Annotated in this window: 22 protein-coding genes; 6 read left to right on the top strand and 16 right to left on the bottom strand. The window is 63.7% G+C overall.

What is annotated here, in order from left to right; all coding sequences use genetic code 11:
• Positions 1–19: 19 nt before the first annotated feature.
• From AACY45_RS12940 to AACY45_RS12930, 3 genes are read left to right on the top strand one after another with little or no spacing between them, the layout of a single operon-like run.
• Complete coding sequence (locus AACY45_RS12940) at positions 20–1,204, top strand: acetyl-CoA C-acyltransferase family protein (protein ID WP_339545843.1); 1,185 nt, start codon at positions 20–22, stop codon at positions 1,202–1,204.
• Between the two features lie 14 nt (positions 1,205–1,218).
• Entirely contained in the window at positions 1,219–2,070 is an 852-nt protein-coding gene (locus AACY45_RS12935) for a 3-hydroxybutyryl-CoA dehydrogenase (protein WP_339545842.1), read from the top strand.
• Entirely contained in the window at positions 2,057–2,665 is a 609-nt protein-coding gene (locus AACY45_RS12930) for a TetR/AcrR family transcriptional regulator (RefSeq protein WP_339545841.1), read from the top strand. The genes AACY45_RS12935 and AACY45_RS12930 overlap by 14 nt, the downstream gene beginning before the upstream one ends.
• 161 nt (positions 2,666–2,826) lie before the next feature.
• Here the strand turns inward: AACY45_RS12930 and AACY45_RS12925 are convergent, their stop codons facing one another.
• The 8 genes from AACY45_RS12925 to AACY45_RS12890 form a co-directional block, all read right to left on the bottom strand.
• Positions 2,827–4,095 carry an OprD family porin gene (locus tag AACY45_RS12925; protein WP_339545840.1) on the bottom strand — a complete coding sequence of 423 codons (1,269 nt, stop codon included), beginning with the start codon at positions 4,093–4,095 and terminating at the stop codon, positions 2,827–2,829.
• Between the two features lie 84 nt (positions 4,096–4,179).
• On the bottom strand, positions 4,180–5,184 hold the full coding sequence (locus AACY45_RS12920) for a branched-chain amino acid ABC transporter permease (RefSeq protein WP_339545839.1): 1,005 nt from the start codon (positions 5,182–5,184) through the stop codon (positions 4,180–4,182).
• A gap of 2 nt (positions 5,185–5,186) precedes the next feature.
• On the bottom strand, positions 5,187–6,074 hold the full coding sequence (locus AACY45_RS12915) for a branched-chain amino acid ABC transporter permease (RefSeq protein ID WP_339545838.1): 888 nt from the start codon (positions 6,072–6,074) through the stop codon (positions 5,187–5,189).
• Positions 6,075–6,147: 73 nt separating this feature from the next.
• Positions 6,148–7,362 carry an ABC transporter substrate-binding protein gene (locus AACY45_RS12910; protein WP_339545837.1) on the bottom strand — a complete coding sequence of 405 codons (1,215 nt, stop codon included), beginning with the start codon at positions 7,360–7,362 and terminating at the stop codon, positions 6,148–6,150.
• A 108-nt stretch (positions 7,363–7,470) separates the two neighbouring features.
• A complete protein-coding gene (locus AACY45_RS12905) occupies positions 7,471–8,193 on the bottom strand; it encodes an ABC transporter ATP-binding protein (RefSeq protein WP_339545836.1) in 723 nt (240 codons plus the stop codon).
• On the bottom strand, positions 8,190–8,966 hold the full coding sequence (locus tag AACY45_RS12900) for an ABC transporter ATP-binding protein (RefSeq protein ID WP_339545835.1): 777 nt from the start codon (positions 8,964–8,966) through the stop codon (positions 8,190–8,192). The genes AACY45_RS12905 and AACY45_RS12900 overlap by 4 nt, the downstream gene beginning before the upstream one ends.
• 236 nt (positions 8,967–9,202) lie before the next feature.
• Positions 9,203–9,793, bottom strand: coding sequence for a peroxidase-related enzyme (locus AACY45_RS12895; RefSeq protein ID WP_339545834.1), 591 nt, complete (start codon positions 9,791–9,793; stop codon positions 9,203–9,205).
• A 233-nt stretch (positions 9,794–10,026) separates the two neighbouring features.
• The gene (locus tag AACY45_RS12890; RefSeq protein ID WP_339545833.1) at positions 10,027–11,190 is read right to left on the bottom strand and encodes a DUF1624 domain-containing protein; all 1,164 of its coding nucleotides are present in this window, start codon (positions 11,188–11,190) and stop codon (positions 10,027–10,029) included.
• A 111-nt stretch (positions 11,191–11,301) separates the two neighbouring features.
• Here AACY45_RS12890 and AACY45_RS12885 point away from each other — a divergent pair, with 111 nt between their 5' ends.
• Positions 11,302–11,448 carry a hypothetical protein gene (locus AACY45_RS12885; RefSeq protein ID WP_339545832.1) on the top strand — a complete coding sequence of 49 codons (147 nt, stop codon included), beginning with the start codon at positions 11,302–11,304 and terminating at the stop codon, positions 11,446–11,448.
• Between the two features lie 34 nt (positions 11,449–11,482).
• Here the strand turns inward: AACY45_RS12885 and nirD are convergent, their stop codons facing one another.
• Both nirD and nirB read right to left on the bottom strand, forming a co-directional pair.
• Positions 11,483–11,863, bottom strand: a complete 381-nt coding sequence (gene nirD, locus AACY45_RS12880; RefSeq protein WP_339545831.1) for a nitrite reductase small subunit NirD — start codon at positions 11,861–11,863, stop codon at positions 11,483–11,485.
• A complete protein-coding gene (gene nirB, locus AACY45_RS12875; RefSeq protein ID WP_339545830.1) occupies positions 11,863–14,424 on the bottom strand; it encodes a nitrite reductase large subunit NirB in 2,562 nt (853 codons plus the stop codon). The genes nirD and nirB overlap by 1 nt, the downstream gene beginning before the upstream one ends.
• 739 nt (positions 14,425–15,163) lie before the next feature.
• Between nirB and AACY45_RS12870 the strand changes: the two genes are divergently transcribed.
• Positions 15,164–17,353, top strand: coding sequence for a TonB-dependent siderophore receptor (locus tag AACY45_RS12870; protein ID WP_339545829.1), 2,190 nt, complete (start codon positions 15,164–15,166; stop codon positions 17,351–17,353).
• A gap of 42 nt (positions 17,354–17,395) precedes the next feature.
• On the opposite strand, the gene AACY45_RS12865 is transcribed toward AACY45_RS12870, so the two are convergent.
• From AACY45_RS12865 to AACY45_RS12840, 6 genes are all read right to left on the bottom strand, one after another.
• Positions 17,396–17,863, bottom strand: coding sequence for a GNAT family N-acetyltransferase (locus AACY45_RS12865; RefSeq protein ID WP_339545828.1), 468 nt, complete (start codon positions 17,861–17,863; stop codon positions 17,396–17,398).
• A 218-nt stretch (positions 17,864–18,081) separates the two neighbouring features.
• Positions 18,082–18,930 carry an ureidoglycolate lyase gene (locus AACY45_RS12860; RefSeq protein WP_339545827.1) on the bottom strand — a complete coding sequence of 283 codons (849 nt, stop codon included), beginning with the start codon at positions 18,928–18,930 and terminating at the stop codon, positions 18,082–18,084.
• A gap of 40 nt (positions 18,931–18,970) precedes the next feature.
• Positions 18,971–19,711 carry an SDR family oxidoreductase gene (locus AACY45_RS12855; RefSeq protein WP_339545826.1) on the bottom strand — a complete coding sequence of 247 codons (741 nt, stop codon included), beginning with the start codon at positions 19,709–19,711 and terminating at the stop codon, positions 18,971–18,973.
• Complete coding sequence (locus tag AACY45_RS12850) at positions 19,708–21,090, bottom strand: MFS transporter (protein WP_339545825.1); 1,383 nt, start codon at positions 21,088–21,090, stop codon at positions 19,708–19,710. The genes AACY45_RS12855 and AACY45_RS12850 overlap by 4 nt, the downstream gene beginning before the upstream one ends.
• Positions 21,091–21,181: 91 nt before the next feature.
• Complete coding sequence (locus AACY45_RS12845) at positions 21,182–22,762, bottom strand: aldehyde dehydrogenase (NADP(+)) (protein ID WP_339545824.1); 1,581 nt, start codon at positions 22,760–22,762, stop codon at positions 21,182–21,184.
• A 97-nt stretch (positions 22,763–22,859) separates the two neighbouring features.
• Positions 22,860–23,840, bottom strand: a complete 981-nt coding sequence (locus AACY45_RS12840) for a LysR family transcriptional regulator (RefSeq protein WP_339545823.1) — start codon at positions 23,838–23,840, stop codon at positions 22,860–22,862.
• A 113-nt stretch (positions 23,841–23,953) separates the two neighbouring features.
• Here AACY45_RS12840 and AACY45_RS12835 point away from each other — a divergent pair, with 113 nt between their 5' ends.
• The gene (locus AACY45_RS12835) at positions 23,954–25,135 is read left to right on the top strand and encodes a fumarylacetoacetate hydrolase family protein (RefSeq protein ID WP_339545822.1); all 1,182 of its coding nucleotides are present in this window, start codon (positions 23,954–23,956) and stop codon (positions 25,133–25,135) included.
• Positions 25,136–25,143: the final 8 nt, after the last annotated feature.

Genomic DNA, 25,143 nt, shown 5'->3' with positions numbered 1-25,143 from the left:
CGATACCCAGGAAATAGTCATGAAGCCTTCCGATATTTTTGTCCTCAGCGCCGTCCGCTCCGCCATCGGTGGTTTTGGGGGTTCCCTCAAGGACGTCTCGCCGATCGACCTGGGCACCGCCGTGTGCCGCGCCGCCATCGAGCGTTCTGGCCTGGCCCCCGAGCACATCGGCCACACCGTGATGGGCCATGTGATCCCGACCGAAGCCCGCGACGCCTACATCTCCCGGGTGATTTCGATGAACGCCGGCCTGCCCAAGGAAACCCCGGCCTTCAACGTCAACCGCCTGTGCGGTTCCGGTCTGCAGGCGATTGTCAGTGCCGCCCAGAGCCTGATGCTCGGTGACGCCGGCGCGGCAATGGCCGGTGGCGTGGAATCCATGAGCCGTGGCGCCTATATGCTGCCGCAGGCACGCTGGGGCGCGCGCATGGGCGATATCCAGGGCATCGACTACATGCTCGGCGCCCTGCATGACCCATTCGCCGGGATCCACATGGGCATCACCGCGGAAAACATCGCCGAGCATTTCGGCATCAGCCGCCAGGCCCAGGACCAACTGGCCCTGCTCAGCCAGCAGCGCGCTGCCCGCGCCATTGCCGAAGGGCGTTTCGAGGGGCAGATCGTGCCGATCGAGATCGCTACCCGCAAAGGCACCGTGACCTTTGCCACCGATGAACACGTGCGTGGCGACGTCAGCAGCGAACAGCTGGAGCGCATGAAGCCGGCGTTCAAGAAAGACGGTAGCGTCACCGCCGGCAACGCCTCGGGCCTCAACGACGGTGCCGGTGCACTGATCATGGCCACCGGCAAAGTCGTGCAGGAGCAAGGTCTGAAGCCGATGGCACGCCTGGTGGGTTACGCCCACGCCGGTGTCGAGCCGTCGATGATGGGCCTGGGTCCGATTCCCGCCACCCGCCTGGTGCTTGAGCGCGCCGGCCTGACCGTGGCCGACCTCGACGTGATCGAGTCCAACGAAGCCTTCGCCGCCCAGGCCTGTGCCGTGGCGCAGGAACTGGGCTTCGATCCCGCCAAGGTCAACCCTAACGGTTCCGGGATTTCCCTGGGTCACCCGGTGGGCGCTACCGGCGCGATTATCGCCACCAAGGCCATTCACGAACTGCACCGGGTGCAGGGCCGTTACGCGCTGGCAACCATGTGCATCGGCGGCGGCCAAGGCATTGCCGTGCTGTTCGAACGCGTATGAGCAAGGACATCGACATGAATCTGCAGCACATCGGCGTGATTGGCGCCGGCACCATGGGCAACGGCATCGCGCAGGTCTGCGCGGTGGCTGGCTTCCAGGTGACCCTGATCGACATCGCCGAGAGCGCCTTGCAAAAGGCCCTGGCCACCGTCGGCAAGAACCTCGATCGCCAGGTGGCCAAGGGCAGCCTGAGCCAGGAGCAGAAGCTCGCCGCCCTGGACAAGATCCGCACCAGCACCGACTACGCCAGCCTGCACGGCGTGCAACTGGTGATCGAGGCCGCGACCGAGAACCTCGAGCTGAAACTGCGCCTGCTGCAACAGGCTGCAGCCCAGGTCAGCGCCGAGTGTGTGATTGCCTCCAACACCTCGTCGTTGTCGATCACCCAACTGGCCGCCAGCGTCAGCCACCCCGAGCGGTTCATCGGCCTGCACTTCTTCAACCCGGTGCCGGTGATGGCGCTGATCGAAGTGATTCGTGGCCTGCAGACCAGCGACGCGACCCACGCCCTGGCCCTGGACATGGCCCAGCGCCTGGGCAAGACCGCGATCACTGCGGGCAACCGTCCCGGGTTTGTGGTCAACCGGATCCTGGTGCCGATGATCAACGAAGCGGTGCTGGTACTGCAGGAAGGCCTGGCCAGTGCCGAAGACATCGACGCCGGCATGCGCCTGGGCTGCAACCAGCCCATCGGCCCGCTGGCCCTGGCCGACCTGATTGGCCTGGATACCTTGCTGGCGATCATGCAAGCCTTCTACGACGGCTTCAACGACAGCAAGTACCGCCCGGCTCCGTTGCTCAAGGAAATGGTCGCGGCCGGCTACCTGGGTCGCAAGACCGGACGCGGCTTCCATGTCTACGACTGAGCGCTGCTCGCGCTTTGCCCAAAGCCGGGACAAGGCCCTGGAGCTGTTCGCCAGCAAGGGCTTTGGCCAGGTCGGCATGCGTGAACTGGCGGCGAACCTGGGGCTTACCCCAGGTTCGCTGTATCACCATTACCCGAGCAAACAGCACCTGCTGCTGGATTTGATCGAAGAATTCTACGAAGAACTGCTGGCCACCCTCACCCGCATCGAACGGCGCTCGCGCACCTCCCAGGACCGCCTGTTGCCCCTGATCCAGGCGCACCTGAAGCTGCATCAGGACATGCCCTGGCATTTTCGCCTGGTGGAGCGCGACAGCAGTTGCCTGAACGACGACCAGCAAGTACGTGTCCGCCAGTTGCAGCAGCGCTACGAGCAACAGCTGATGCGTATGCTCTGCCCCGCGATCCGACTCGATGAGCAAGCCCTGCTGGCCGCCGGACACACCATCGCCTCCCTGCTCAACAGCGCCCCCGGCTGGCTGGGCCAACACCCCCTGCCCTCCCGCGAACGCGACCGCCTGCTGCACAGCCTGCTGGTCGGCGCCATCGAACGCATCCTGGCCGACAACGCCCCGCTACAAGCCAACGTCGCCTGACAACTCCCCATCCCAGAATCGCCACGCACCCTGTGGGAGCGGGCTTGCCCGCGAAGGCGCCAGCACCGCCAACATCGCTGGCGCCTGACACACCACCATCGCAAGCAAGCGTTGCTCCTACAGGCCCTGATGTATACAAGACCTGCAGGCGCTGGCCTGTGTTACCAAAGCGCCAAGGTGTAGCTGACGATCAAACGGTTTTCATCAATGTCACTGGCGAAGCTGGACCGGTAGGTCGCGTTACGCCATTTGAGCCCGACGTTCTTCAGCGCGCCGCTCTGGATCACATAGCCAATGTCGGTGTTGCGCTCCCACTCCTTGCCTTGCCCTGGGGCGGCGCCCAGGTTGATGTCATCACCCTTGACGTAACGGGTCATGAAGGTCAGGCCGGGAATGCCGAGGCCGGCGAAGTTGAAGTCGTAGCGCGCCTGCCACGACTGTTCGTCCTGGTTGGCGAAGTCGTTGATCTGCAGCAGGTTGACCAGGTAGGGGTCAGTGCCGTTGACGTTGGCAAAGCCGGTGTCGCCGCTCATGTCCTGATAGGAGATACCAAACGCATGGGCCCCCAGCGAGTAGGTGAACATGGCCCCCAGCATGCGGTTGTCGACGTTGCTGTTGCCGTCATCGGTGGCGCTGGACCAGCGCAGGTCGGACTTCAACGACTGCCCTTCGGTCACCGGCAAGGTGTGGGTCAGTGTCAGGTAGTGCTGTTTGTACAAGTCGTCCAGGTGCGCATAGTGGTACCCGGTGGTCAGCGCACTGTTCCATTTGTAGTCGCCGCCGATGAAATCGAACTGGTCAGTAAAGGGGTTGGCACCGGTGACGATATTGCGCCGCGGCCCCTTCATCAGTGTCATGTCTTCGCGGTTGCTGGAGTTGCGCTGGCTGACCTGGGTCAGGCGGCCGCCGTTGAACGACAGGTTCTCCAGGTCCAGCGAGCTCAACTGCCCACCCTGGAAGGTCTGAGGCAACAAGCGTGATTCGTTGGGTACCAGCACCGGCAACTTGGGCATCAGGGTGCCCAGCTTGAGGGTGGTTTTCGAGACCTTCACTTTGCCGGTCAGGCCCAGTTCGCTGTAGTCATCCGGGGCCCGCTTGGACACCGGTCCCTGGGGCAGCAGCCCGGTGACCCCGGCGCGATCCGGGCTGGAATCGAGCTTGATCCCCAACTGCCCGAGAGCATCGATCCCGACCCCTACCGGCCCTTCGGTGTACCCCGATTCCATGCGCAGGATAAACCCCTGGGCCCACTCCTCGCCCTTGCTTTGCGCAGCGCCGGACTGGCGGAAATCCCGGTTCATGTAGAAGTTGCGGGTTTCCACGCTGGCCTTGCTGTCTTCGACAAAGGCCGCCGACGCCGGCGCGCACACCCCGATGACCCCGGCAATACCAGACAACTGAACGATACGGACAGAACGTTTGACGTACATAAGGCTCTCTTTTTTATTGTTGTTGTGAAGCGCACCCGTGCAACCCTGCACGGGCTCCATACAGCAGACACGGCAAATCGGCTATTAGAAGTTGCGGCGGCTGAGCTTGAGTACCCAGCCGACAATGCCGACCCGGAACAGCAGCACGCAGATGACGAAAATCAGCCCCAGGATCACGTGTACCCATTCCCCCAGCGGGCCGTTGGACAGGTAGCTCTCCAAAGTCACCACCACGGTGGCACCCACCAGCGGCCCGAGCACCGTACCGACCCCACCCAGCAGGGTCATCAGGATCACCTCGCCGGACATGTGCCAGTGCGCGTCGGTCAACGACGCCAGCTGGAACACCACGGTCTTGGTCGAGCCAGCCAGGCCGGTCAGCGCCGCCGAGATGACGAACGCCAAAAGCTTGTGGGCATCGACGTTGTAGCCCAGGGAAATCGCCCGAGGCTCGTTCTCGCGGATCGCCTTGAGCACCTGGCCGTAGGGCGAGTGGATGGTGCGCTGGATCACCGCGTAGCCGAACACGAACACCGCCAGCACGAAGTAGTACAGGGTCAGGTTGTTGTTCAGGTCGAACAGCCCGAACAACTGGCCGCGCGGTACCCCGTGCAGGCCGTTCTCGCCGCCCGTGAACGGCGCCTGGACGTAGATGAAGAACACCAGTTGGGCCAACGCCAGGGTGATCATCGCGAAGTAGATCCCCTGTCGGCGGATCGCCAGCAAGCCGAACAGCAGCCCCAGCACCGCCGAGGTCAGGGTGCCGGCGAGAATCCCAAGTTCGGTACCCAGGCCACTGTAGTGACTGAGCAAGAAGCCGGTGACATACCCCCCCGTGGCGAGAAACGCCGCATGCCCAAACGACAGCAGGCCGGCATACCCCAGCAGCAGGTTGAAGGCACAGGCGAACAGGGCAAAACACAGCAGTTTCATCAGAAACACCGGGTAGATCGCCATCGGCGCCACCAGTGCCACGGCGAACAGGGCCAGGTAGAACCAGCGCTTGCGGCGCGTGGCCGCCTGCTGCCGCTCCAGCACGGCCTGGGGTTGCAGGCGCGCAGCGCCCGTCTTGATCTGCAGACTCGTCATCTTCACGCCTCCTTACCGAACAGTCCTGCCGGACGCACCAGCAGCACCAGCACCATCACCAGGAACACCACGGTGTTGGCCGCCTCTGGATAAAACACCTTGGTCAACCCTTCGATCAGGCCCATGGCCAGGCCCGTGACGATGGCGCCCATGATCGAGCCCATCCCCCCGATCACCACCACGGCAAATACCACGATCAACAGGTTGGCCCCCATGGTCGGCGTCACCGAGTAGATCGGCGCCGCCAGCACCCCGGCGAAGGCCGCCAGGGCCGCGCCGTAGCCATAGGTCAGGGTGATCAGCAGCGGCACGTTGATCCCGAACGCCTGCATCAGCTTGGGGTTCTCGGTGCCGGCGCGCAGGTAGGAACCCAGGCGTGTGCGCTCGATCAGGAACCAGGTCACCAGGCACACCGCCAACGCCGCGACAATCACCCAGGCGCGGTAGGTCGGCAGGAACATGAAGCCCAGGTTGTAGCCGCCCTTGAGTTGCTCCGGCATCGGGTAGGACGAACCGGACACCCCGAACAGCTTGACGAAAGACCCTTCGAGGATCAGCGCCAGGCCGAAGGTCAGCAGCAGGCCGTAGAGGTGATCCTCACCGGCGATGCGCCGCAGCAGAAAGCGCTCGATGAGCACCCCGACCACGCCCACCAGCAACGGCGCCAGCACCAGCGCCATCCAGTAGTTGACGCCCAGGTAGTTGAGCCCCATCACGGCGGCGAATGCGCCGAGCATGTATTGCGCGCCGTGGGCGAAGTTGATGATGCGCAGCAGGCCGAAAATGATCGCCAGGCCAAGGCTGAGCAAGGCGTAGAACGCACCGTTGATCAGCCCCAGGAGCAACTGCCCGGACATGACGCTCAGGGGGATACCAAAAATCAAAGTCATGATTCACCACTCGCAGGAAATCCGTGACACCCGGCTGCCAGCAGCCGGGCAACAAGCGTGTGCAGCGCGTCTATCAGCCTTTGGTCAGCAGCTTGCACTTGCTTTCGGATTCCGGACGGTAGGCCTCGGCGCCGGGAATGGTGCGCACGATCTTGTACAGATCCCACTCGCCCTTGGACTCGGCCGGGGTCTTGACCTGGGCCAGGTACATGTCGTGGACCATGCGGCCATCGGCGCGGACCTTACCGTTCTTGGCGAACATGTCGTTGACCGGGGTCGCCATCATTTGTTTGCGCACGGCCTGGGCGTCGTCGGTGCCGGTGGCCTTGATCGCGTTGAGGTAGTGGGTGGTTGCCGAATAGATGCCCGCCGGGACCATGCCCGGCATTTTGCCGAAGCGTTTGTGGTAGCGCTGGGCCCAGGCACGGCTATCGTCGTTCATGTCCCAGTACCAGCCGGTGGTCAGCATCAGGCCCTTGGTGACATCCAGTCCCATGGCATGGATATCGTTGAGAAACACCACCATGCCGGCCAGCTTCTGCCCGGACTGGGCCACGCCGAACTGGCTGGCGGTCATCAGCGAGTTGACGGTGTCGGAGCCGGCGTTGGCGAAGGCAATCACGTCCGCGCCGGAGCCCTGGGCCTGGAGAATGTAAGAGGAAAAATCGCTGCTCGGGAATGGGTGGCGCACCTTGCCGACCACCTGGCCGCCATCGGCTTCGACCACCTTGGTGATGTCCGCTTCCATCGCATGGCCGAAGGCATAGTCGGCGGTGAGGATGAACCACTTCTTGCCGCCTTCGGCCAGCACCGACTTGGCCGTACCGTTGGCCAGCGCGTAGGAGTCATAGGTCCAGTGGATGTGGTTGGGTGAGCAGTACTCGTTGGTCAGGCTCGACGCCGCGGCGCCGGAAATCAGCGCCAGCTTGCCCGACTGCTCGACCACCTTACTGGCGGCCAGCACCACCGAAGACGCCACCATGCCGGTGACCATGTCGACGTTGCGCTCATCGACCCACTGGCGCACGGTGTTGGCGCCGACGTCCGGCTTGTTCAGGTCATCAGCGTTGAACACCACGATCTTCTTGCCGTTGACCTGCCCACCGAAATCCTCGATGGCCATGTTCAGGGCCTCCAGGCCACCGGGACCGGACAGGTCGCGATAGGTGCCCGACATGTCCGCCAGGTAGCCGATGCGAATCTCGTCGTCACTGATCTGCGCCTGCGCCGCACCGGCGATCAGGCTGGAAACCAGGATGGCGCTTGCTGTGTGCTGAAAAACCTTCATGTAGTTCACCCACTGTCCGAAGTTATTTTTATTGTTCCAGGCAAAGCGGCCCCGTGCCGTCGAGCCTCAAGACTCGGCGACCTGCGTGATGCGCGGGGTAAAACGGGTTCAGACGCCCAGGCAGCGGTGCAGCAGTTCCTGCTTGGCGTCCAGTTCAGCGGCACTGATCTGCTCGACGATCTGACCGTGCTCCATCAAGTAATGGCGGTCAGCCAACGGCGCAGCAAAACGGAAATTCTGTTCCACCAGGACGATGGTCAGGCCCTTGTGCTTGAGCTTGATCAACACCTCGGCGAGCTTCTGCACGATCACCGGGGCCAGGCCTTCGGTGATCTCGTCCAACAGCAACAGGTTGGCGCCGGTGCGCAGGATCCGCGCCATGGCCAGCATCTGCTGTTCGCCACCCGACAGGCGCGTGCCCTGGCTGTATCGGCGCTCGTAGAGGTTGGGGAACATCTCGTAGATTTCATCGAGGCTCATGCCGTCGCTGCGCACCGTTGGTGGCAACAGCAGGTTTTCCTCGACATTGAGGCTGGCGAAAATGCCCCGCTCCTCCGGGCAGAAACCGACGCCCAGGCGCGGGATCAGGTGCGCCGACAGGCCGATGGTCTCGGTGCCGTTGACCACGATGGAACCGGTACGACGCCCGACCATGTTCATGATCGCCCGCAGCGTGGTCGAGCGGCCGGAGCCGTTGCGCCCCAGCAGCGTGACCAACTCGCCACGGCGCACTTGCAGGTCGATGCCATGCAGGATGTGCGACTCGCCGTAGAAGGCATGCAGGTCATTGACCCGCAGTTGTTCGAATTCAGGGCTGTGCAGCGCGTTCATGCTTGCGCCCCTTCAACCATCACCGCCTCGCTGCCCAGGTACGCCTCGCGCACCTGCGGGTTGGCGGAGACACTGGCGTAGTCGCCCTCGGCCAGAATCGCGCCACGGGCCAGCACGGTAATGCGGTCGGACAGCTCACTGACCACGCTCAGGTTGTGTTCGACCATCAACACCGTGCGCCCCACCGCTGCGCGCCGCACCAGCTCAATCACCATGTTCACATCCTCGTGCCCCATGCCCTGGGTCGGTTCGTCGAGCAACAGCACACTGGGGTCCAGCGCCAGGGTGGTGGCCAGTTCCAGCGCGCGTTTACGGCCATAAGGCAGTTCGATGGTCTGGGTGTGGGCGTAGTCAAGCAGGCCCACCTCGTCGAGCATCTGCATGGCCCGCTCGTTGAGGGAATCGAGGCTGCTTTGCGGCTTCCAGAAATGGTAGGAGTCGCCGCGCTTGCGCTGCAGGGCCACGCGCACGTTTTCCACCACACTCATGTGGCCGAACACGGCGGAGATCTGGAACGAGCGCACCAGGCCCAGGCGCGCAATCTCGTTGGGCTTGAGGCGGGTGATGGGTTGGCCCAGGTAGAGGATCTCGCCGCGGGTCGGCGGGAGAAACTTGGTGAGCAGATTAAACACGGTGGTTTTGCCGGCCCCGTTGGGACCGATCAAGGCGTGGATGTGGCCCTTCTGCACACGCAGATCAACTGAGTCTACGGCGGTAAAACCGCGAAACTCCTTGGTCAGGCCGCGTGTTTCCAAGACAAACTCTGGTGACATGTGGAGCCCTCTAACCTTGATTGTTTTTATTGGTTATGGCGCTGCTGGCACACTCTACTTCTTGTTTACGCTTACGTAAACGTTATGAAATATACAAAAGTCCTACAGGGACTACAGAAACAACTTGTGACCAAATGTATCAGAGGTGCAACAGGTGCTATCCAGAGGCTCAAGCACGGGCCTCAGCGGGCTGATCGAGGCCGTATAAACACCCCGATCAGGGCCTTGCCCGCCGCTCATTTCGCGCTTCTGGGCACACGGCCCATCAGGTAGAACTCCGGGTTGGGCGGCGTTCCAGCCAAGGACACCAGGCGGTTGGAGAGGCTGAAAAAGGCCGTCACCGCGCCGATGTCCCAGATGTCCTCGTCACTGAAGCCCACCGCCTGCAGGCGTTCGCGCCAGGCATCGTCGAGCGCGCCGCCAACGGCGCCCAGGTGAAAGGCAAAATCGAGCATCAGCCGCTGGCGCTCGCCAATCGGCGCGGTGCGATGGTTGATCGCTACCTGGTCGGCCAACAGCGGGTCCTTGCTGTAGATGCGCAGGATCGCGCCATGGGCCACCACGCAATACAGGCAACCGTGGCGCGCGCTGGTGGCGACCACGATCATCTCCTTCTCTGCCGGCGTGAGGCTCTCGGACTCACGGTCCATCAAGGCATCGTGGTAGGCAAAAAAGGCGCGAAATTCCGCCGGCCGGTGGGCCAGCATCAGGAACACGTTAGGGACAAAACCGGCCTTGTCCTGCACCGCGAGGATACGCTCGCGCACGTCGGCGGGCAGTTGCTCGAGGGTCTGCGGAACCGGGAAATGGCTGATACCAGAAGACATGGGACGTCCTTGATCAATGACCACGATGGGCGAAAGACTCAGGCGCACAACGAACATCAAAACCCGAGCCGGGTGTTACGCGGCATTTACGTTAACGTAAAGGTAATGCGGCGACAACCGGCTTTTTCTACAGCGCCGGCATGACGTGAACGCCTTCAGCGTCACCGGCTTGTGGGGGGCGGTTTCACTGGGTGCCACAGGGATTGTGTTCATCCCTGTGGCCGTTGACCCACTTAAAAATACTTGAGCCAGACCCAATCCCGGCGACGACTCTTGAGCCGGGAAAACCAGCGTACCGGCAGGTACAGGGCCAACGCCAACAGCCCCGCCGCCAACCACACCGCCCACACGGAATCAAACCCGTAATAGCTGCCCTGATTCAGGCCCAAGCACGCCACTGCCAACAGGTAGGCGAACTTCAGGACGTACAGGTGCAGCAGATAGAAGAACATCGGTGCCGAGCCGAACACGCTCAATGCCAGGATCCAGCGGCTGCCCTGGCGCCGTTCGAACCCGCGCAACAGCAGCAGGCCGAGGCCCAGGGTCAAGGTGATGAACAGCAAGGACGGCGGGTACTTGGTGATGTTGAAAAAGCTCATCAGCGTCTGCAGGGTACTGTCCCCCTGGGCCCAGGGTTTGTCGCCGTAGCCGTTGAGCAAGCGCAAGCCGACGAAGCCTGCCAGAGCGGCGACACCGCCGATCAAGAGTGCGCGCTGGCGCCAGGCTGCGTCGCTGGCCTGGGCGAACCAGGGACCGAGGGCATATCCCAGGCCGATCACGCCGATCCACGGCAGCACCGGGTAGGAGGTGCGCAGGCGCAGGCCTTCGCAGAGCTCGATCCAGCCGCGGTCATGCAGCACCGCCCAAGGTACGTGCAGCGCCGACTCCAGCCCAACGTGCAGGCCGTCCAGCAGGTTGTGCCCGGCGATGATCAGCAGGCTCAAGCCCAGCAACACCGGGCGTGGCAGCCAGACCAGCGCCGACAGGGCCAGCATGCTCAGGCCGATGGCCCAGATCACCTGCAGGTAGATCACCGTCGGCGGGATCTGGAAGGTCCAGGCGAAGTTCACCAGGGTGATTTCCAGCAACACCAGGAACAACCCGCGCTTGAACAGGAACCCGCAGACATCCGCCTTGCCCGCGTATTTTTCGCCATACAGGTAGGCAGACAGGCCTGTGAGCAGCACAAAGATCGGTGCACACAGATGGGCCAGGGTGCGGCTCAGGAACAGCGCGGGTTCGGTGGTGGCGATGTCCATGGGGTCGCTGACCTGGCGGTGCAGCAGAAAGGTTTCCCGCACATGGTCGAGCAACATGAACACAATCACCAAGCCTCGCAAGGCATCGATGGACAGCAACCGGCCAGCGCCGGCGGGTCGGACAACAGCATTTGTCATGGGGGGTCGCAACGCAGAGGTGGAGGAAACAGCCTGCACAGGCCATTGGGCTTGATAATCTGCGCAATAGTATTACATTGCATAACCCATTCGAAACCCCGTTGCACAGGCATGCGCTGCTGGCCGGCTCGGCTCAGCATCAGTCTCGCGGGCTGGTTGAGGACGGCCGCGAGTATCACCCTCGACACCGGCCAGGCAGAGCTCGACAGCGAGCGGATTCACCTGGCCGTCGAGTCCACCCTGAGCGGACGCTTCTGAGTCAGATTGTCATCCAGCCATTCGCCCCTGGGGGTCAGTGCTCGTTGGCCACGCCCACTTGCACCTGCCCGTCGTTCAGGCGCACCGGCCAGACACGCAGGCGCTGTTGCGGATGCTCCAGGCAACACCCGTCCTCGAGTCGAAAGTGCTGCTTGTACAGGGGCGACGCCACCACCAGTTGGCCCTTGAGGCTGCCCACCAGTCCGCGACCGATGACGTTGGCCCCCGAGTGCGGATCGTGATTGTCGATGGCATACAGCGTCTTGCCCTCGGCGTCCGGCAGGTAGAACAGCGCCACTTGCGCGCCGTCGAACCACACCACCACTCCCGAGTTGCGGACCAGGTCATGCTGGCTGCACACCGACTGCCAGAGGGGTGAGCGGGCGTCGGCGCGCGGGGAATTGGACAGGCTCATCAGGCAAGCTCCTCGGTGACAGGGATTAGGTTGAGTTCGGCGGCCATGATGGGCCGGCGTTGCCCACGCTCCTCGACAAAATGGATGCTCGGGTCGGGACGTTCATCGTTGACGAAGGTACGGAAACGCTTGAGTTTGTCCGGGTCCTTGAGGGCGTTGGCCCACTCGCACTCATAACGATTGACCACTAACTGCATTTGCGACTCCAGCTCCTCGCCCAGCCCCAGGCTGTCGTCGATGACCACCTGCTTGAGGTAATCCAGCCCGCCTTCCAGGCTCTCGCGCCAGACCGAAGTGCGCTGCAATTTGTCGGCGGTGCGAATGTAGAACATCAGGAAGCGGTCGATGTAGCGGATCAGGGTCGCGTCATCCAGGTCGGTGGCAAACAGCTCGGCGTGCCGCGGGCGCATGCCGCCGTTGCCGCACAGGTACAGGTTCCAGCCGTTCTCGGTGGCAATCACGCCAACGTCCTTGCTCTGGGCCTCGGCGCACTCACGGGTGCAGCCGGAGACCGCGAACTTGAGTTTGTGCGGCGCACGCAGGCCCTTGTAGCGGTCCTCGATCAGCAAGGCCATGGCCACGCTGTCCTGCACCCCGTAGCGGCACCAGGTGCTGCCGACGCAGGACTTCACCGTGCGGGTCGACTTGCCGTAGGCATGCCCGGTTTCAAAACCGGCCTCAATCAGCTCACCCCAGATCTGCGGCAACTGGTGCAACTGGGCGCCGAACAGGTCGATGCGCTGGCCACCGGTGATCTTGGTGTACAGCTGGTACTTCTTCGCCACCTGGCCGATCACGATCAGTTTCTCGGCGCTGATCTCGCCCCCGGCAATACGTGGCACCACCGAATAGGTGCCGTTCTTCTGCATGTTGGCCATGAAGGTGTCATTGGTGTCCTGCAACGGCACCAGCGAAGCGTCCAGGATCGGCTGGTTCCAGCACGAGGCGAGGATCGAACCCACGGCCGGCTTGCACACATCACAGCCGGTGTGCCCACGGCCATGGCGGGCCAACAGTTCTTCGAAACTGTGCAGCCCTTCGACCCGCACCAGGGCGTAGAGCTCCTGCCGGGTAAAGGCGAAGTGCTCGCACAGGCTCTTGTCGACGCTGACGCCACGGGCGGTCAATTCGTGCTCGAACACCTGCTTGAGCAGGCCGGCGCAGCCGCCACAGCCGGTGCAGGCCTTGGTTTGCGTCTTGAGCTGGGCCAGATCGCTGCAGCCACCGTCGATGGCCGAACAGATCGCGCCCTTGCTGACGTTATGGCACGAGCAAACCATGGCCGATTCGGGCAAGGCACCCGGGCCCAGGGTGGGCGCGCCACTCGAGGATGGCAGAATCAGGCCGGCCGGTTCGGCCGGCAGGGCGATGCCGTTCTGGGCGTACTGCAGCAAGGTGTCGTAGTAACTGTTGTCACCCACCAGCACCGCCCCCAGCACCTGCTTGCCGGTCGCGTCGACCACCAGCCGGCGGTAGCTGGCACTGGCCTCATCGATGAACTGGTAGCTGCGCGCCCCCGGGGTGTGGGCATGGGCATCGCCGATGGAGCCGACGTCGACCCCCAGCAGTTTGAGCTTGGTCGACATGTCCGCGCCGATAAAAGGCTCGGCGTCCTGACCGCACAACTGCGCAGCGACACTGCGGGCCATCTGGTAGCCCGGTGCGACCAGGCCGAACAGGCTGCCATTCCACGAGGCACACTCGCCGATCGCATAGATGTGCGGGTCGCTGCTCAGGCACTGGTCGTCGATCACCACCCCACCGCGCGGGCCGATCTGCAGTTCGCATTGGCGAGCCAGGGCATCCTGGGCGCGGATCCCGGCGGAGAACACGATCAGGTCGGTTTCCAGGCTTTCTTCATTGGCAAAGTTCATCCGGTAGCGGTACTGCTCGCCGGCACTGATCGATTGCGTGGCGCGGGACAGGTGCACACCAACACCCAGCCGTTCGATTTGCGCCTTCAACGCCAGGCCACCCAACTCGTCCAGTTGCACCGGCATCAGGCGCGGGGCAAATTCCACCACATGGGCTTCCAGGCCGAGGCTTTTCAGGGCGTTCGCGGCCTCCAGGCCGAGCAGCCCCCCGCCCACCACCACACCGCGCCGCGCGTGGCTGGCGGCGCGCCGGATCGCGTCGAGGTCCTCGAGGGTGCGGTAGACCAGGCGCGAGTCGCCTTCGGCGCCATCGATGTCCGGCACAAAGGGGTAGGAACCAGTGGCCAGGACCAGAGTGTCGTAGGCGACGCTGCCCTGGGCGGTCATCACCTGGCGCCCGGCACGGTCGATGTCCAGTACCGGTACGCCCAGGTGCAGGGTCACACCCGGCGTCTGGTACAGCGCCGCGTCGGACAGCGCCAGTGACTCGGCATCGCGTCCCGTGAAGTACTCGGACAGGTGCACCCGGTCATAGGCCCGGACCGGTTCCTCGCTGAAGACATGCAGTTGATAGCGCCCAAGGGCGCCGCGCTCGATCAGTTGTTCCACACAATGATGGCCGACCATGCCGTTTCCGATCACGACCAGGGTTTGCAAGGTGTTCAACGCGGCAACATTGGAGTTCATAAGTAGCACCCGATCACTGTTCTAAAAGCAAAAAAAAACGCCTGAAACCTTGCGGTTCCAGGCGTCTTTGCCTGTTCATTTGCGCTGTACAAACCCGACTGCTGTGCCCGGTTCAACGCTGTTGCCCACGACCTGTGCGGCCAATCGATCGTCGTTGACCGAGGGGGCTGCCTGGACGACGGTGTTGCCGCGCGCCAGGCCTGCAGGATGCTTTGCAGCCTTTGTGCCAGAACCGCTGTCAGCCCCCCACACCCGCGATTCAGGGCGCTCGCAGCCCATGTGCACGGGCGCCCGGCCTGGAGCGAACACCTCGCGGCGTGACTTGGCTTAGTGCACGGAAGGTGGCGCGGGCTTTATAACAGTGCATGGCCTAGCGATGCTCCACTTGCGCGCGATGGGGCCAGCACAGCCAACGTCGATGGCACCTGACACAGCGCTAGCGCAAACAGGCTCAACAACGGGCACGAGCCCTTGGTGCTGTATTGTCGCGGCGAAATTTTCGCTTGGTGTTTTCCCTGGTCGGCGGCGGCGACGTGCTCTTGTATGATGGTTCACTTTAAGAATGGGCCGCGGATTCGAACGTGCCGATGAGCACCGGAGCAACTCCGGACTGATGCCCTCGGGGCACGTATTTACCCCAAATTCCTGTTTTTACCGCACAGCGCTTTCCTGGAGCGCACCTGGGCCCCTGCGCCCGGTGTTCGCCTGCCCCGGGCTCGCAGTCATCAAGGAGTTTCACATGGATAGGCTTTACCGGACGTCCCCCCAGGACGGCTGCGCCCCGCGCTTCGCCTTCAATCAACTGAGGCTCGGCCTGTTGCTGGCCAGCGCCCTGCCCTCGGCCCACGCTGCCGAGACCCTGCTGCCGGCCGTGACCGTGAATGCCGACGACCACTCCGGCTACCAGGTCTCCGAGGCTGCGGTCGGTGGGTTCGACCCTGCGCCCTTGCTCGACACGCCGGCCTCGATTGCGGTGATCAACGACGCCCTGATCAAGGACCAGCAAGCACGCCTGCTCAGTGAAGTGTTGAAAAACGACGCCTCGGTGGGTGAAAGCTATGCGCCGGTCGGCTACTACGAGAACTTCGTGGTGCGCGGCTTCTCCCTGAACGCCGCCAGCAGCTACAAGATCAACGGCCGTACCATCACCGGCGAGCAGAACGTCGGCCTGGAGAACAAACAGCAGGTGGAACTGCTCAAGGGCCTGGCAGGCCTGCAGAGCGGGGTCAGCGAGCCCGGCGGGCTGATCAATTATGTGACCAAGCGGCCGACCGATGTGCGCTCGGTCACGGTCTCCACCGACGATCGCGGCAGCGGTTACCTGGCCACCGACGTCGGTGGTTTTTTTGGCAGCGAACAACAGTTCGGTCTGCGCGCCAACCTGGCCCATGAGGACCTGCACTCCTACGTCGAGCACACCAATGGCCAGCGCGATTTCGCCTCCCTGGCACTGGACTGGACCCTGAGCGACGCCGCGCTGTTGCAACTGGATGTCGAGTACCAGACCAAGCAACAGCGTTCGGCACCGGGCTACCAGTTGCTGGGCGGCACCGAGCTGCCGCACCACGCCTCGCCCAAGCAGTTGCTGGCACACCAGAGCGGCTCCAAACCGGTGACCACCGATGCGCTGAACCTCAACGGCAACTTCGAGTACCGCTTCAGCGACACCTGGAAAGGCAACCTCAGCGCTTCACGCAGCCGGGTGGTGATCGATGACTACAGCTCGTTCGCCTGGGGCTGCGACCCCATCAAGAGTTGTGCAGGTGCGGTGGTGCCCAACTACTTCAATCCCGAGGGTGACTACGACATCTACGACTTCCGCAGCCCCGACGACACCCGGCGCAACGACGAAGCCCAGGCCACCCTCAGCGGCACCTTCGACACGGCGGGCCTGGGCCACGAACTGACCGTCGGCAGCAGCGCGTTTCGGCGTATCGTCGACAAGCGCGAACCGATCAACGAGTGGATCGGCAGTGCCAATATCGCCAGCGAGCCGGTCGATTTCCCGCGCTACGCGGGTCCGCTCAATGATGCGTATCGACACCTGGACAGCCGGCAGTATGGGCTGTTCTTCAACGACCGGATCAGCTTCAACGAACAGTGGCAGACCGTGCTCGGCGGGCGCGAAGTGCGCCTCGATGAAGAGACCTTCGACAGCCAGGGCGACACCACCCGCCATACCCAGCGCTACGAGTTCCTGCCCCAGGCCGCGTTGATCTACAAACCGCTGCCGAACCTGGTGTTATACAGCCGCTACAGCAAAGGCCTGTCCCTGGGTGGCGAGGCGCCGTGGTTCGCCAGCAATTACTTCGAGATCCTCGCGCCGACCGTGTCGCGGCAAATCGAAGCCGGGATCAAGTACGACTGGCAACGCCTGAGCCTCGGCGCAGCGCTGTTCCAGATCCGCCAGGGCTATCAGTATTCCCAGCCCAATGCCGATGGCAGCTTCACCTTCACCGAGCAGGGTGAGCAGAAGAACACCGGCCTGGAGCTCTCGGCCAATGGCTGGGCCAGCCAGCGCCTGCAGATTTCCGCCAGTGTCGCAGCGATCCGCTCGCGGGTCAGCGGCACCGACACCCCAGCCTACGAAGGTCACCAGACCCTCAACGTACCGAACCTGCGTGCCAGTCTCTATGGCGACTATGCCCTGCCCTGGGTCGACGGCCTGGCGCTGCTCGGCGGGGTGCAATACAGCGCCAGCAAATACGCCAGCCAGCAAGGCCAGGTCGAGGCCAGCGCCTACGCCGTGTTCAACATCGGTAGCCGCTACAGCACGCGCATCGACGGCTACGACACGGTGTTCCGCCTGACCGTCGACAACCTGTTCGACAAGCGCTACTGGCGCGATGCCGGTGAATACATGGGCGACAACTACCTGTTCCAGGGGGCACCGCTGACCGCCCGCTTGAGCGCATCGGTCAACTTCTGATCCGGCCCGCCGAGGCCACGCTTGAGGATTTGACGGCCGGGGTCACCCCAGCTGCTTGACCATGGGCACGCAGGCCAGTTGCAGGCCCGAGGGGGAATGGTAGATGGCCAGTTGCTCGCCACGGTAGCCGCAGCGCCGGTAGAAGTCGGCCGCATTCAAGGTCGCGTCGAGTACCACCTGCTCCAGGTCCAACTGCCGCGCCAACTGTTCGAGGAATTGGAGCATCAACAGGCCAATCCCCTGCTGCATGAATTCGGGCAGGACGAAGATCGCGCCGATTTCCCGCCGCGGCAGATCGAGCATGCCGGTGGCCACGGCCACGCCATCGACACACCCCATGTAGAAGTGTGAGTCCATCAGCGCACTGTAGCCATCCGCCGCTGAGCCGGCGGTCCAGGTCAGCATCTGCTGTTCGGTATAAGCGCCGATGCATTGGTGGCGGATCGCGCGCAGGCGAATCTCGAAAGCGGCCTGGGCGTCGTCCTGGGTAGCGCGGCGAATCTGCAGCATATCGTTCTCCATTGGCCAGCTTCGGACAGCGCAAAAAAAGCCCCGTCCATTGCTGGCGGGGCCTTGGGTCATAACGTCATATCCTGAACACGCCTGACCTCACGACCCGCCAGCGGCGGTCATGGAGCAGCACATCCTGTTCAGGCGGTGGTTTCTGGTCATGGCTCGATATTGTTGACCCAGCCCCCACCTGTCAATCCCGCAGTCAGGGGGGAGGCTCAATCCGCCTGTACCGTCACCTGCAGTTGCTCGCCCAACCCGGCAATGCCCAGGCGCATGGTCTGGCCGGGGCGCAGGTAGACGGGGTCGGGCTTGATGCCCAGGCCGACGCCTGGTGGAGTGCCGGTGGAGATGATGTCGCCCGGTTGCAGGCTCATACAACGGCTCAGGTAGGCGATCAGTTGCGGCACCGAGAAGATCAGCGTGCGGGTGTTGCCTTTCTGGTAGCGGTGGCCGTCGACGTCCAGCCACAGGTCCAGCGCATGAGGGTCGGCGATTTCATCGCGGGTGACCAGCCACGGGCCGATCGGGCCGAAGGTGTCGAAGCCCTTGCCCTTGTCCCAGGTGCCGCCGCGCTCCAGTTGCCAGGCGCGCTCGGAGACATCGTTGATCACGCAGTAACCGGCGACGTGGTCCATGGCATTGGCCTCATCGATGTAGCGCCCACCCTTGCCGATGACCACCCCCAGTTCGACTTCCCAGTCGGTCTTGAGCGAACCACGGGGGATCTCGATGTTGTCGTTGGGGCCGCAAATCGCGCTGGTCCATTTGCTGAAGATGATCGGCTCCTTCGGCACGTCCATATTCGACTCGGCGGCATGGTCGGCGTAGTTCAGGCCGATGCAGATGAACTTGCCCACCTGGCCGACGCAGGCGCCGATCCGGGGTTGGCCGGGCACCAATGGCAGGCTGCTGGGGTCGATCGCCGCCAGGGCCGCCAGGCCTTGTGGGGTCAGGGTCTGCCCGGCGATGTCCGCAACGTGGCCCGAGAGGTCGCGAAGCTGCTGGTGGGCATCCAGCAGGCCCGGCTTTTCCGAACCCTTGTCGCCATAACGCACTAATTTCATGTGTCGCTCCTGCTTCTACTGAATAGGTGCCGGGTGGCGCTCAGATACTCATGCCGCCATCGATGACGTGCACACCACCGGTGGTATAGGCCGAGGCATCGCTGCCCAGGTACAAGGCCAACTGGGCGATCTCCGCGGCGCTGCCGATCCGACCCATGGGCTGGCGATCGAGAAACTGCTGGTACACCCGCGCCTCGGCCACGCCCTGTTGCGCGGCCTGTTCGGCGATCCGCTGGCGCAGCGACGGCGACTCCACGGTGCCGGGGCAAATCGCGTTGCAGCGAATGCCCTGGCCGATGAAGTCGGCGGCGACCGCCTTGGTCAGGCCCACCACCGCCGCCTTGCTGGCCGCGTAGGCAAAACGATTGGGCACGCCCTTGACGCTGGAAACCACCGACGACATGTTGATGATCGAGCCCCCGCCACGCGCGAGCATGCCCGGCAGCACCGCGCGGATCATCCGGTACATGGCGGTCACGTTGATGTCCATGGAGCGGGCCCAGGCCGCTTCATCGCACGCCAGGATGTTGCCGCTGTGCACATAGCCGGCGCAATTGAACAACACATCCAAACCACCGATCCGCTGGCACGCCTCGCTGATAGCGCTGGCCGAGGTGACGTCCAGGGTCAGGGCTTCGATGCCCGGGATCCCTTGCAGCCCGCGCACCTCGATATCACTGGCGAACACCTGCGCACCCGCCTCGGCAAAGGCCATGGCACTGGCCAACCCGATGCCCTGCCCGGCCGCCGTCACCAACACCCGCTTGTTCTGCATCTTCATACTCGCTCCAGGCTAGCGCTGCTGGCCGCGTTTTTTGCGGTCCTGCCGAGCATCGCCGCGGGGATCGCCAGGATCAGCGCGCCGCTGATGAACAGACACGCCGCCAGCACGTAAGTACCGTTGTTGATGTTGCCCGTAAGGTTCTCGGCCACGGCGGTGATCATCGAGCCGGTGAAGCCGGACAAGTTGCCGATGGCGTTGATCATGCCGATCCCGGCCGCGGCCGCCACACCCGACAGCACGGTGCCCGGCAGGGTCCAGAAAATCGGCATCAGGCTGAGAATCCCCGAGGCGGCGACGCTGAGGAACAGCACGGAGAGCATCAGGTTGTCAGCGAAAAAGGCACTGAGGATCAGCCCGGCGCCGCCGATGAAGGCAGGAATCGCCGCATGCAGCCGACGCTCGCCGGTACGGTTGGAGTGGCGCGCGTTGAGCAGCATCACCACCGTGGCCACCGCATAGGGAATCGCGGTCAGCAGGCCGATGTGCAGGCTGTTGGTGATGCCGGTGCTCTTGATGATCGATGGCATCCAGAACGCCAGGCCATAGAAGCCGGTGTTGAAGGTCAGCAGGATCAGGACCAGCAACCACACGCGCGGGTTGAAGAACACCTCGCCCAGGCGCGACACCTTGCCTTGGTTGTCGGTCTGCAGGTTGGCCTTGAGCATGGCTTTTTCGGCGGCTGACAGCCACTTGGCCTTGTCGATGTTGTCGGCCAGGCAAACGATGACGACGAAGGCCATGATGATCGACGGAATACCCTCGATGATCAGCATCCACTGCCAGCCCGACAGGCCATGCACCCCTTGCATGCTGTTCATCAGCCAGCCGGAGAGGATTCCGCCCAGGGTCAGGCTGATCGGCATGGCCATCAGGAACCCGGACATCACCCGGCTCTGGCGATGGGTCGGGAACCAGTAGTTGAGGTACAGGATCACCCCGGGAAAGAAGCCCGCTTCACAGATCCCCAGCAGGAACCGCAGCACATAGAACATGGTGCTCGATTCAAGCCCGAAGAACCCCGCCAGCGGCACCGTGTAGGCCACGGCCATGGAGATCACCGCCCAACTGAGCATGATCCGGGCGATCCAGAAGCGCGCGCCGAAGCGATGCAGCAACAGGTTGCTGGGCACTTCGAAGAGGAAGTAGCCCCAGAAGAACATGCTGGCGCCCAGGGCGTAGACGGTGTTGCTGAATTGCAGCTCGTTGAGCATGTCGAGCTTGGCGAAGCCGATGTTGACTCGGTCCAGGTAGGCGGCCATGTAGCACAGCAGCAGCACCGGCAGGATGCGCCAGATCACTTTGCGGTAGGTGCGGTCTTCAAAGTCGAGTTCGCTGGCTTGCGCCTGCGCGGGCAGGTGCTCGGATATCGTTTGCATGGAGGTAACCCCTGGGCATGTGGACATGCCTGATTGTTTTTATCGAATGGGTCACGCCGGGCGAGCCATTCACCCGGCGTTGCTGCGTGGACTAGAGTGCCTGGGTGGTTTTTTCTCCGTTGACCAGGCGCGTCAACCCCAAGGGATTGCTGTTGCGCAGGGCTTCGGGAAGCAAGGCATCCGGAAAGTTCTGGTAGCACACCGGGCGCAGGAAACGGTCAATGGCCAGGGTGCCCACCGAGGTGCCACGGGCATCGGACGTCGCCGGCCAGGGGCCGCCGTGAACCATGGCGTCGCACACTTCGACGCCGGTCGGGTAACCGTTGACCAGCACCCGGCCGACTTTCTGCGCCAGCACCGCCACCAGGTCGGCAGCCTGTGCAAGTTCGCCCGGCTCACCCAGCAAGGTGGCGGTCAGTTGCCCACGCAACCCCTGCAAGGCCGCCAGCAGTTCACTGCGATCCGCCACTTCGACCACCACGGTGGCCGGGCCAAAGATTTCTTCCTGCAGCAGTTCGTCACCGCTGAGCAGCAACTGGACGTCGGCCAGGAACAGTTGCGCCCGGGCTTGATTACCCTGCTGCGCCTGTCCGGCCAGGTGCGTGACTTGGGGATGGGCGCGCAAGGTGGCGCAGCCTTCGACGTAACTGCGCAGGCCACCGGCGTTGAGCATGGTCTGCCCGGGCTGTTCGGCGATCAGCACGCCGAGCGATTGCAGGAAAGCGCTGAACTGCGGCGAACGTATGCCAATCACCAGGCCCGGATTGGTGCAGAACTGGCCGGCGCCCATCACCACCGAGGCGGCCAGTTCGCGGGCGATCTGTTCGCCGCGCACCTGCAGCGCCTCAGGCAGCACCAGCACCGGATTGATGCTGCTCATCTCGGCGAACACCGGGATTGGTTGCGCCCGGGCGGCGGCCATGTCGCACAGCGCCCGGCCGCCCTTGAGCGAACCGGTGAAGCCGACTGCCTGGATCAGCGGGTGCTTGACCAGCGCCTCACCGACGCCGGCACCGAAGATCATGTTGAACACCCCGGCCGGCATGCCGGTTTTCTCGGCGGCGCGAAGGATTGCCAGGGCCACCTGCTCGGCCGTCGCCATGTGCCCGCTGTGGGCCTTGAACACCACCGGGCAGCCCGCGGCCAGGGCTGCAGCGGTGTCGCCACCGGCGGTGGAAAAGGCCAGGGGAAAGTTGCTGGCACCGAACACCGCGACCGGGCCGACACCCAGGCGGCACTGGCGCAGATCCACCCGTGGCAGGGGCTGGCGCTGGGGCAGCGGCAAATCGATCCGCGCCCCGAGGAAGTCGCCCCGGCGCAGGGTCTGGGCGAACAGGCGCATCTGCCCGCTGGTGCGGGCCCGTTCGCCCTGGATGCGTGCCGTGGGCAAGGCGGTTTCGCGGCAGACCAGGGCCACGAACTGCTCGTCCAGGGCATCCAGTTCGCTGGCGATGGCGTCAAGGAATTCGGCCCGGCGCTCGGCCGGCAAGTTGCTGTAGAGTGCGTTGGCCTGATGGGCCGCCGTGGCAGCGGCGTGCACTTCCTCGGCCGTGGCCTGGATAAAGGCGTTGGGCAGCGGCTGCCCGGTAGTCGCATCAACGCTGTGCAGGACCACGGAGCCGGCGGCGCTACGGCCACCGGCGATGAAGTTGTGACCGGACAGTTCGGGCATGACAGTCTCCTGACCCAGAGGGAAATCTGGTCGGTACTCTACTGCCGCGAATCGATTCTTTCCCAATGGCATTTTTGGATTAACCGATAACCAAGCGTTATCGAGTTTTCCCTTCGGCTGCCCCGCTTTCCGTCGCCTGATCCCTGGCCAGGCGCGCGTTGTCCTTGAGAATTTGCGCGAACTCCAGCGCCGCCCCCACCAGTTGTTCGCCCTTGCGGGTGAGGATGCCGTAGTCCTGTGGCGCCAGGTGCAGGGGGGTGTCGAGGGCTTTCAACTGGCCGCTTTCCAGCAGCGGATAGACCATGGCGTCCGGCAGCATGCCGATCATCGGCCCGCGCTGCAGGACCTGCAGGAAGGTCTGCATGGAGATGGTGTCGACGGTGTTGCGCGGCAGCGCCACCCCGGCCTCGGCGAATGCCAGTTCCATGCGCGCACGAATCGGCGTGCCCACCGGGTACAGAATCCACGGCAGGTCCACCAACTGTTGCAGGGAGATCGGGCCGGCGTCGGCCAGTGGGTGGCGGCTGTTGACCACGATGCAGAAGGGTTCCGGGGCCAGGGGCTGGAAGTCGTAGCGTTGCTCCTGGCTGTGCTCGGTGAACCGGGCCACCGCCAGGTCGAGCTTTTTCTCTTCGAGCATCTCCATCAGGTGGTTGCTGGTCTGCTCCACCACCTCGATCGACAACAGCGGCCAGCGCTGCTTGATCTGCAGAATCGCCTCGGGCAGGGCGATGGCGGTGGCGGCAAAAATCCCGCCGACCTTGAGATGACCATGGCCGCCCTCGCGCAGGCTGCCGATCTGCTCAACGAAGGAGCGTGCGTCATTCAGGGCGATCTGCGCGTACCGCAAGACATGCTCGCCCAGCGCCGTGGGCGGCATGCTGCGCGGCTGGCGTTCGAACAGGGCAAACCCGAGCAGGCTTTCGATTTCCTTGAGCATCTTGCTGATGGCCGGCTGGCTGAGGTTCATCTGCTGCGCCGCCAGGTGCATGTTGCGGGTGCGGCCCAGGGTGTCGATTAGCAGCAGGTGCCGGAATTTGAGCCAGCCGCAGAAGCTGGAGAATGACAGTTCGGACATGGGGGTGCCTCGTCAAACAATAACCTGTAGTTATCGATTACTGAAAATATCTCATTGGAGTTTATCGAGTGCCAGTCATAGCGTGAAGCCTTTACGGACCAGGAAGATTTGCCATGTCGTTACTGCTTACTCCCGAGAACACCCTGCCGGTCGATGGCGTGGCCGGCACCTTGATTGGTCGCGCCTGGGTTCCAGGGCCGATTGCCGGTCCTTCGCTGATCGTCCTGCGGGCCGATGGCGTGTTCGACCTGTCGCAGCGCTTCGCGACCCTGAGTGATTTGCTGGAGTCGGACAGCCCCCTGGCCGATGTGCGCCAAACCCCCGGCACCTTCCTGACCAGCGTGGAAAACCTGCTGGCCAATACCGGCCCTGACGCCGACCCAAGCCAACCCTACCTGCTGCCACCGCTGGACCTGCAAGTGATCAAGGCCGCGGGCGTGACCTTCGCCGCAAGCATGATCGAGCGCGTCATCGAGGAGCAGGCCGGTGGCGATGCGGGCAAGGCCGAGCAGGTGCGGGCCATCGTCCATGGGGTGATCGGCGACAACCTGCGCTCGATCGTGCCCGGCTCCGCACAAGCGGCGCAGTTGAAGGCGCTGTTGATTGAACAAGGCATGTGGTCGCAGTACCTGGAAGTGGGCATCGGCCCAGACGCAGAAATCTTCACCAAGGCGCCGGTCCTCGCCGCCGTCGGCAGCGGTAACCCGATCGGCATTCATCCCGGCTCGATCTGGAACAACCCGGAGCCGGAAGTGGTGCTGGCGGTCAACAGCCGCGGGCAGATCCACGGCGCGACCCTGGGCAACGACGTCAACCTGCGGGATTTCGAGGGGCGCAGCGCGCTGTTGCTGAGCAAGGCCAAGGACAACAATGCGTCCTGCGCCATCGGCCCGTTCATTCGCCTGTTCGACGAGCAGTTCAGCCTGGACGATGTGCGCGCCTGTGTGGTCGACCTGCAGGTCGAGGGCACGGACGGCTACCGGATGCACGGTTCCAGTTCCATGAGCCAGATCAGCCGTGACCCCGAGGACCTGGCCGGGCAGACCCTCAACGCCAACCATCAATATCCCGACGGCTTCCTGCTGTTTCTCGGTACCCTGTTCGCCCCGACCGAGGACCGTGATCACGTCGGCAGCGGCTTCACCCACAAACTGGGCGACCAGGTGCGGATCAGCAGCCCGTTGCTCGGCAGCCTGCACAACCGGGTCACCCACAGTTCTGCCGCCACGCCCTGGACCTTTGGCGTTGGCGCCTTGTTGCGCAACCTGGCGTCCCGAGGCCTGCTCGCCCGTTGAGCCCGACG

The organism is Pseudomonas sp. RA_35y_Pfl2_P32 (assembly GCF_963970735.1).
In the GTDB taxonomy this organism is placed as follows: domain Bacteria; phylum Pseudomonadota; class Gammaproteobacteria; order Pseudomonadales; family Pseudomonadaceae; genus Aquipseudomonas.
This window is presented reverse-complemented; position numbering and strand designations above follow the sequence as displayed.

Bases quoted from the DNA above. Each gene is read 5' to 3' on its own strand.
- AACY45_RS12940 (WP_339545843.1), top strand. From the start codon at position 20: ATGAAGCCTTCCGATATTTTTGTCCTCAGCGCCGTCCGCTCCGCCATC.
- AACY45_RS12935 (WP_339545842.1), top strand. From the start codon at position 1,219: ATGAATCTGCAGCACATCGGCGTGATTGGCGCCGGCACCATGGGCAAC.
- AACY45_RS12930 (WP_339545841.1), top strand. From the start codon at position 2,057: ATGTCTACGACTGAGCGCTGCTCGCGCTTTGCCCAAAGCCGGGACAAG.
- AACY45_RS12925 (WP_339545840.1), bottom strand. From the start codon at position 4,095: ATGTACGTCAAACGTTCTGTCCGTATCGTTCAGTTGTCTGGTATTGCC.
- AACY45_RS12920 (WP_339545839.1), bottom strand. From the start codon at position 5,184: ATGACGAGTCTGCAGATCAAGACGGGCGCTGCGCGCCTGCAACCCCAG.
- AACY45_RS12915 (WP_339545838.1), bottom strand. From the start codon at position 6,074: ATGACTTTGATTTTTGGTATCCCCCTGAGCGTCATGTCCGGGCAGTTG.
- AACY45_RS12910 (WP_339545837.1), bottom strand. From the start codon at position 7,362: ATGAAGGTTTTTCAGCACACAGCAAGCGCCATCCTGGTTTCCAGCCTG.
- AACY45_RS12905 (WP_339545836.1), bottom strand. From the start codon at position 8,193: ATGAACGCGCTGCACAGCCCTGAATTCGAACAACTGCGGGTCAATGAC.
- AACY45_RS12900 (WP_339545835.1), bottom strand. From the start codon at position 8,966: ATGTCACCAGAGTTTGTCTTGGAAACACGCGGCCTGACCAAGGAGTTT.
- AACY45_RS12895 (WP_339545834.1), bottom strand. From the start codon at position 9,793: ATGTCTTCTGGTATCAGCCATTTCCCGGTTCCGCAGACCCTCGAGCAA.
- AACY45_RS12890 (WP_339545833.1), bottom strand. From the start codon at position 11,190: ATGACAAATGCTGTTGTCCGACCCGCCGGCGCTGGCCGGTTGCTGTCC.
- AACY45_RS12885 (WP_339545832.1), top strand. From the start codon at position 11,302: ATGCGCTGCTGGCCGGCTCGGCTCAGCATCAGTCTCGCGGGCTGGTTG.
- nirD (WP_339545831.1), bottom strand. From the start codon at position 11,863: ATGAGCCTGTCCAATTCCCCGCGCGCCGACGCCCGCTCACCCCTCTGG.
- nirB (WP_339545830.1), bottom strand. From the start codon at position 14,424: ATGAACTCCAATGTTGCCGCGTTGAACACCTTGCAAACCCTGGTCGTG.
- AACY45_RS12870 (WP_339545829.1), top strand. From the start codon at position 15,164: ATGGATAGGCTTTACCGGACGTCCCCCCAGGACGGCTGCGCCCCGCGC.
- AACY45_RS12865 (WP_339545828.1), bottom strand. From the start codon at position 17,863: ATGCTGCAGATTCGCCGCGCTACCCAGGACGACGCCCAGGCCGCTTTC.
- AACY45_RS12860 (WP_339545827.1), bottom strand. From the start codon at position 18,930: ATGAAATTAGTGCGTTATGGCGACAAGGGTTCGGAAAAGCCGGGCCTG.
- AACY45_RS12855 (WP_339545826.1), bottom strand. From the start codon at position 19,711: ATGAAGATGCAGAACAAGCGGGTGTTGGTGACGGCGGCCGGGCAGGGC.
- AACY45_RS12850 (WP_339545825.1), bottom strand. From the start codon at position 21,090: ATGCAAACGATATCCGAGCACCTGCCCGCGCAGGCGCAAGCCAGCGAA.
- AACY45_RS12845 (WP_339545824.1), bottom strand. From the start codon at position 22,762: ATGCCCGAACTGTCCGGTCACAACTTCATCGCCGGTGGCCGTAGCGCC.
- AACY45_RS12840 (WP_339545823.1), bottom strand. From the start codon at position 23,840: ATGTCCGAACTGTCATTCTCCAGCTTCTGCGGCTGGCTCAAATTCCGG.
- AACY45_RS12835 (WP_339545822.1), top strand. From the start codon at position 23,954: ATGTCGTTACTGCTTACTCCCGAGAACACCCTGCCGGTCGATGGCGTG.